Origin of the sequence: Streptomyces sp. NPDC059917, from assembly GCF_042730635.1 — a bacterium.
Classification (GTDB): domain Bacteria; phylum Actinomycetota; class Actinomycetes; order Streptomycetales; family Streptomycetaceae; genus Streptomyces.
This window is the reverse complement of sequence record NZ_JBHWLC010000162.1, coordinates 1-6,363: the sequence shown is the minus strand read 5'-3', so window position 1 is coordinate 6,363 and position 6,363 is coordinate 1. Positions and strand designations below refer to the sequence as shown.

General features: G+C 70.6%; 4 protein-coding genes. 2 read left to right on the top strand and 2 right to left on the bottom strand.

Annotated features, from left to right (window positions below):
• Positions 1-42 precede the first annotated feature (42 nt).
• Positions 43-3,312 (bottom strand): TIM-barrel domain-containing protein, encoded by a 3,270-nt coding sequence (locus ACFWAR_RS39015; protein ID WP_385788381.1) that lies wholly within the window; start codon positions 3,310-3,312, stop codon positions 43-45.
• 285 nt (positions 3,313-3,597) lie between these two features.
• Here ACFWAR_RS39015 and ACFWAR_RS39010 point away from each other — a divergent pair, with 285 nt between their 5' ends.
• Positions 3,598-4,755 carry an alpha/beta hydrolase gene (locus ACFWAR_RS39010; protein ID WP_385788378.1) on the top strand — a complete coding sequence of 386 codons (1,158 nt, stop codon included), beginning with the start codon at positions 3,598-3,600 and terminating at the stop codon, positions 4,753-4,755.
• 39 nt (positions 4,756-4,794) lie between these two features.
• On the opposite strand, the gene ACFWAR_RS39005 is transcribed toward ACFWAR_RS39010, so the two are convergent.
• Positions 4,795-5,610, bottom strand: a complete 816-nt coding sequence (locus ACFWAR_RS39005; RefSeq protein WP_385788375.1) for a glutamate ABC transporter substrate-binding protein — start codon at positions 5,608-5,610, stop codon at positions 4,795-4,797.
• Positions 5,611-5,782: 172 nt separating this feature from the next.
• Here ACFWAR_RS39005 and ACFWAR_RS39000 point away from each other — a divergent pair, with 172 nt between their 5' ends.
• Positions 5,783-6,325 (top strand): TerD family protein, encoded by a 543-nt coding sequence (locus ACFWAR_RS39000; RefSeq protein WP_385788372.1) that lies wholly within the window; start codon positions 5,783-5,785, stop codon positions 6,323-6,325.
• The last annotated feature ends 38 nt before the right edge of the window (positions 6,326-6,363 follow it).

Sequence of the window (6,363 nt, the reverse complement as noted above, 5' to 3'; positions counted from 1 at the left end):
GGGCGGAGGAGCCCGCCCCGGCCGCACCGGCCCCGGTGTCCGTCAGGGGGTGAAGGTCCAGCGCTGCGCCGCGGCGCCCGTGCAGGCGGCCAGGCCGAGCGTGGTCCCGTTGGCCGTGGCGGAGCCGGTCGGGACCAGGCACCGACCGGCGGTGCGCAGGCTGCCGTCCGGCCCCTGTTGCCAGTTCTGCGCGGCCGGGACCGGGGCGGGGGCGCAGGCCCGTACGGTCACGGCGCCGGTGGCCCCGGCCGTCGAGTCGAGGCAGACCCCGCCGAGCCCGGTGAGCCTGCCGTCGCCCTGCAGGCTCCAGTGCTGGTTGGGCCCGCCGTGGCAGGTGTACAGCGTGGGCTCGGTGCCCGGTGCGGTGGCGCTGTGCGGCAGGTCCGCGCAGCTGCCCGAGGCGCCGTTGACCAGGGTGGCGTCGGTGGGCAGCGGCGCGGGCCGCCCGGTGAGGGTGATCTCAGCCGCACTGGTCCAGGGCCCGCGGCCGCCCGCTTCGGTGAGCGCCTTCAGCCGCAGGTAGCGGCCGGTCTTCGCGGCCAGCGGTACGGTCTTGGCCGCCGCGGTGTCGGCGAGCGTCCCGGTGGCCACCGGGGCGCCCCAGTCGGTGGTGCTGTCGGAGACGTACACCTCGTAGCCGCCGATCCGGCCGTTGCTCCCGCCGTCCTGGCGGGGCAGGTAGCCGAGGCCGTCCAGCGCGTAGCGGGCGCCGAGGTCGATGCGGATCTCGTGCGGCAGCGCCGCCGGGGTGCCGGAGGACCAGGCGGTGTGCCAGAGGGTGGCCGGGTTGCCGTCGAAGGCGTTGGTGGCGGCGCCGTTCTCGCCGCTCGTCTCCTGGCTGTCCGCGGAGATCAGGGACCACCCGGCCTGCGGGACGGGGGTGGCGGAGGTGGGGATCGGCTGGGCCGCGGGGAGCGTCGTACCGGTGGCGGAAACGGTGAAGGCCGCGGACTTCGTCCCGGTCTTGACCCACAGCACGCCCGCCCGGTCGGCCGGGTCGAAGAACCATCCGGTCGTCGCCGCGTCGTAGGCGCTCTTGGAGCCGAGGCGGGTGAGGGCGGCGCCGTCCGCGGTGACGGTGGCGGGGGCCGATGCCACGTGGAGGGTGAACTCGTAGCCGCGGGAGGCGGGCTTGCCCGCGTAGCTGCCGGTGGGGGCGCCGACGGAGACCGTGACGGTGCCGGAGCCGCTGGTCGGCGCGCTGACGTCGACCTGCTGGTGGGCGAAGGCGCCGTTCTGGTGGGCGCGGGTGAGGCCGTCGTCCTCGTAGAGGGAGAAGGCGGAGTCGCCGCGCGGGGTGATGTCGTAGGTGAGGGTGGAGACCGGCTTCTCGCCGGAGTAGTTCATCTGGGGCCACATCGGCACGATGGCTCCGCCCTTGACGAACAGGGGCAGGGTGTCGAGGGGGGCCGCGTAGCCGTTCAGCCAGCCCGGTCCGGCGTAGGTCTTGCCCGTCCAGTAGTCGGTCCAGGTCCCGGCGGGGAGGTAGATCCCGTCGCGGACGGCGGTGTCGGAGACGACCGGGGCGACGAGGAAGGAGTCCCCCGCCATGAACTGGCCGCTGGTGAGGTTGCCGCGGGCCACCGGGTCGTCGGGATAGTCCAGGACCATGGCGCGGGTGCTGGGGACGCCGGTGTCGTGGGCGACGGAACTCATCGTGTAGAGGTACGGCATCAGCCGCATCTTGAGCTGGAGGTACTTGCGGTTGATGGACAGATAGGGCTCGGCGAACCGCCAGGGCTGCTTGTCCTGGTAGCCGGTGCTCGGGCCGGTCGCGCCCCACCCCGACATGGTCATGAAGGCCGGGGTGAAGGCCTTCCACTGGAGGTCGCGGGCGTAGGTCTTGGGGCTGCCGCCGAAGATGCCGTCGACGTCCCCCGAGGCGTAGTTCAGGCCGGAGAGCCCGGCGCCCGCGATGGCGGGAACGTGCCAGCGCATGTCGTCCCAGGTGCCGTTGGTGTCCCCGGTCCAGACGACGGCGTTGCGCTGGGTGCCCGCCCAGCCGTCGACGGTCCACACGTAGCGGCGGGCGTCGGAGTTCTTCTCGATGCCGTCGACGGCCTGCTGGACACCGGTGAAGGCGGTCTTGTAGCCGCCGCCGATCCAGGCGACGTCCGTCTTGACGCCCCGGCTGCCCGCCACGGACACCTCGTCCTTGATGGAGCCGAGGCCGGTGGAGGTCCACAGTCCGGTCTGGAAGCCCTTGGCCTTCAGGGCGTCGACGGTGGACTTGAGGGGCGCGGTGTAGCCGCAGCCGTAGCCGTCGTTGGGCAGGAACCAGCCGGAGGGCATGTCGGCGGCGCGGGCGTCGGTCGCGTAGCCGACGACGTCCGGGGTGGTCTGGTGGCGCAGCCTGTCGTGGTCACCCTGGTACGCGGGGTTGGAGGCGTTGAAACAGTCGGCGTTGCCGAGTTCGAAGCCCCACAGGGGCGCCATGAACGGCTTGCCGCTGACGTCGGTGTACGCGTCGAGCACGGACTTGAGGGAATCGCCGGTGAAGTACCAGGCGTCGAAGCGCTTCTCGTTGTGGGCCAGCGTGCTCGGAGAGTTGAAGGCGTACGAGCCCGGGGCCCAGGTGTTGCGCATGACGCCGTAGTTGTTGGTCGACATGTAGAAGGGCGCGGGGCTGGCGTTGTCGTTCTCCCGCCACTTGTTGTCCACCGCCACCGGCACCGTCTTGCCGCGCAGGGCCCACTCCCCCAGCCGCAGGCCGGTTCCGTAGAACTGCTCGTCGGCGCCGCGGGCCAGGTACTGGGTGGTCTGGCCGGCGGTCCAGCTGGTCGGCTGGGACTCCTGCCAGACGAGGGTGGTGTTGTCGGCCCGGTAGACGGAGAACTGCAACGGCGCCTTGTTCACCCGGATCGAGACGGAGCCGGCGGTGGAGCCCGTGGTGATCCTGTAATAGCCGCCGGCGTCGGTGTAGGTGGCGTTCACCGGGCCGAAGTCGGTGGTGGGGGCCAGGTCGGAGCCCGCCGGATCGTTGGTGAAGGCGCCGTCCGGGGAGAGCCAGAGCCGGAACACGTCGGCCCGCGCGACCACCACGCGGACCTTGGCGCCGCTGGTGGAGGTCACGGTGAAGGTGTTCGCGGACTGACTTATTCCGGTGGCGTTGCCGGCCGTGGAGGCGGCTGCGGCGGGCGCGGCCTCGGCCGGGGCCGCCGGTCCCGCGGCGGCCAGGCCCGCCACGGCGAGGGCGCCGGCAAGGAGCGCGGCGAGGTGGGCGCGGCGCCGGGGCGGGGTCCCGCCGGAGCGCCGCCGGGTGCGCCGGAACAGGGGTGGGAGCGGTGGCAGGAGGTGGGGGGCGAGTCTCATGGGGCAGCTCCTCGTGCGGTCCGGGAAACGGACACAGCTCTTTGGCATGCACCGGGCAACATAGCGCGCCCACAGGGTTCGCGTGAAGGAAGATGCTCGAAGTGACGCATTATCGCGCAGCTTCGAGCACGCGCCGCCGACTGAACACGGCTCACCGTTCGCACGTTTCATACCCGTTGGTGGCGAACCGCGGTATTCGACCCGGCCTCTCCTACCGTGACGCCAGACCGTGACGACCGGACCGGTCGACGCACAACACGGCGACGAGGCAACAGGAGTGGCCCCATGGAACACCGCACACCACCGGCCCCGGAACCGGAAGCGACACCGGCGCCGGCGCCACGCAGGACGCTCCGGCGCCGCTGGATCGGCGCCGTGGCCGCGGTCGTGCTGGCGGGCGGCGCGGTCGGATGCGCGCTGGCGTACGACGACGTGTTCTCGGACACGGGCGACGTCGTCCGCTTCGACCAGGACCAGGACCAAGGCCAGGGCCAGAACCAGGACCAGGGCCAGGGCCGACTACCGGTCCGGGCCGGCAACCCGGCGGCCGTCCCGGCCGATCCGCTGACCCTGATGCCGACCGGACCCCGGCCGGAGCTGCGGATCGCCGCCACCGTCCCCGAGGACGGCACCAAGGTCATGGTCACGACCCTGGAGGGGAAGAAGTCCGGTTTCACCGGAAAGGTCTGGCTGTGGGTGCCCCCGCAGTACAAGGAACCCCGTTACGCACACAGCGGGTTCCCCGTGATGATCGCCCTGCCGGGCGGCCCCGGGTACCCGAACAACTACTGGATGGACCCGCACCTCAAGCTGGAGGCCAGCATCTCCAAGTGGTCGCGGGAGGGCAGCAGCCTGCCCTTCATCCTGGCCATGCCCGTCCTGAACCCGCAGACCGACAGGGACGGCCTCTACTGGGACGGGAGCGACATCCCCGGCCAGCCCAAGATGGGCACCTGGCTGACCGAGGACGTGCCGGACCTGGTCCGCGCCACCTTCCGCACCATCGCCTCGCGCGACGGGTGGGCCTTCATGGGCAGTTCCTCGGGCGGTTTCGCGGGGCTCAAGGCGGTGCTGCAGAAGCCGGACCAGTTCAAGGCCGTGATCGCCGGAGGACCCGACATCGTTCCCGACTCCCGGCTGTGGAACGGACACCCTCGGGAGAAGGCGCAGAACAGCCCTCCGGAGCTCGCGCAGAAGCTGCTGGACCGCCAGGGCCCCGAGGTCTACCTGGGCTTCCAGGTCGGCACCAAGGGCAGCGACATCCGCAACCGGCCGCCCATCGAGAGGTTCATCAAGCAGTACGGGGTCGGCCCGGTCAAGACGAAGTTCCGGGTCGACGAGGGCGGCGGGCACGACGCCTACAGCTACGTCCCCGGCATGTACGACGGCGGCCTGATCCAGTGGATCAGCCAGCACATGCGGGGACCGCTCCCGACCGCCTAGCGCCGTCCCGGCACCGGGGCGGTCGGGACGACGGTCGGGTCAGCTGCCTTCGGTGATCGCCGGGGCGGGCTCGTTCTTGTAGTTGGCCGCCCCGAAGTTGGCCTTGACGAACTTCTCCCAGGACCCGTCCTGCTCCATCTTGCGCAGCGCGGCGTTGATCTTCTTCTGGAGCTCCTTGTCGCCCTTCTTGATCCCGATGCCGTAGTTCTCCTTGCTCAGGTTCAACCCGGCCAGCTTGAACTTGCCCTGGTTGCCCTCCTGCGCGGCGTACCCGGCGAGGATCGTGTTGTCCGTGGTCAGCGCGTCGAGCTGGCTGTCCTGGAGGGCGACGAGGCACTCGGAGTAGCCCGGCAGCTCCAGCAGCTCCGCCTTGGGGGCGAGGTTGCTCTTGACGTTCTCGGCGGAGGTGGAGCCGGTCACCGAGCAGAGCTTCTTGTGGTTGAGGTCCTCGGCCTTGGTGATGTCGGCCTGGGAGGAGCGGACCAGCAGGTCCTGGTGGGCCAGGAAGTAGGGTCCGGCGAAGTCGACCTTGGCCTTGCGCTTGTCGTTGATCGAATAGGACGCCGCGACGAACTTGACCTCATTGAACTGGATCAGCAGTTCCCGGTCGGCGCTGAAGACCTGCTTGAACTCGATCTCGCTGGGCTTGTAGCCCAGTTCCTTGGCCACGTAGCGGGCGACGTCCACGTCGAACCCGGAGAACGTGCCGTCCGCCGCCCGGTACCCGAGGCCGGGCTGATCGAACTTGATCCCGATCGGGATCGTGTGTTTGGCGTCGTCGTTCCCGCCGCACCCGGAGGTGGTCAGGGCTAGGGCGATCGTTGCGGCGACCGCACCGGCCTGTGAAACCTTCATGCTGGACTCTCTCCGATGGTAACGGCTTGCTTGGAGAAGCTAGAAAGCCCGTGAGCACAGCGTCACTACATCTGAGCGAAACTTGAGGATAACGATCCGGTCGGGCGCGAAGATCCCCGTGACAGCATGACGGGGTACGGGGGCAACGCACATGACCTGGAGGGGGAGTTCGGTGAGTGGAGTACGCAAGAGTCTGGCCCGGGTGGAGGTGGCGCTGAAATGGGACCCCAGCGCGTCCGGTGAGCCCGCGAACGACCTCGACATCATCGCGGCGGTGTACGCGGAGGGTGACCTGAGGGGCACGCCCGAGTACGTCGTCCATTTCGACCATCGGGCCCCCGACGGCACCGTCACCCTGAACCGGGACAGCCGCACCGGCCAGGGATTCGGCTTCGACGAGGTGATGACCCTCGAACTCGACCGGATGTCGGAGCGGCTGCGCCGCGTGGTCGTGGGCGTGGTCATCCAGGACGACGACGGCTCGAAGACCTTCGGCGACATCGGCGGCATGGCCCTGCGGATCCGCGAGGGGTACGTCGACCTCGTCGCCGAGGGCCCGGTCGCGGGCGTGGCCGGCGCCACGGCGGCCACGGTCGCGGTGTTCACGCGGGACGCGGGGGGCGCCTGGTCCCTGGACGCGGCCGTGCACGGCTCGACGGCCGGTCCGGACGAGTACCTGCGGACCATGGGCGACACCCCGGGGGCCGGTGCCTGAAACGGACGCGGACCGGGTGGCGGCCGCTCCTGCTGGAG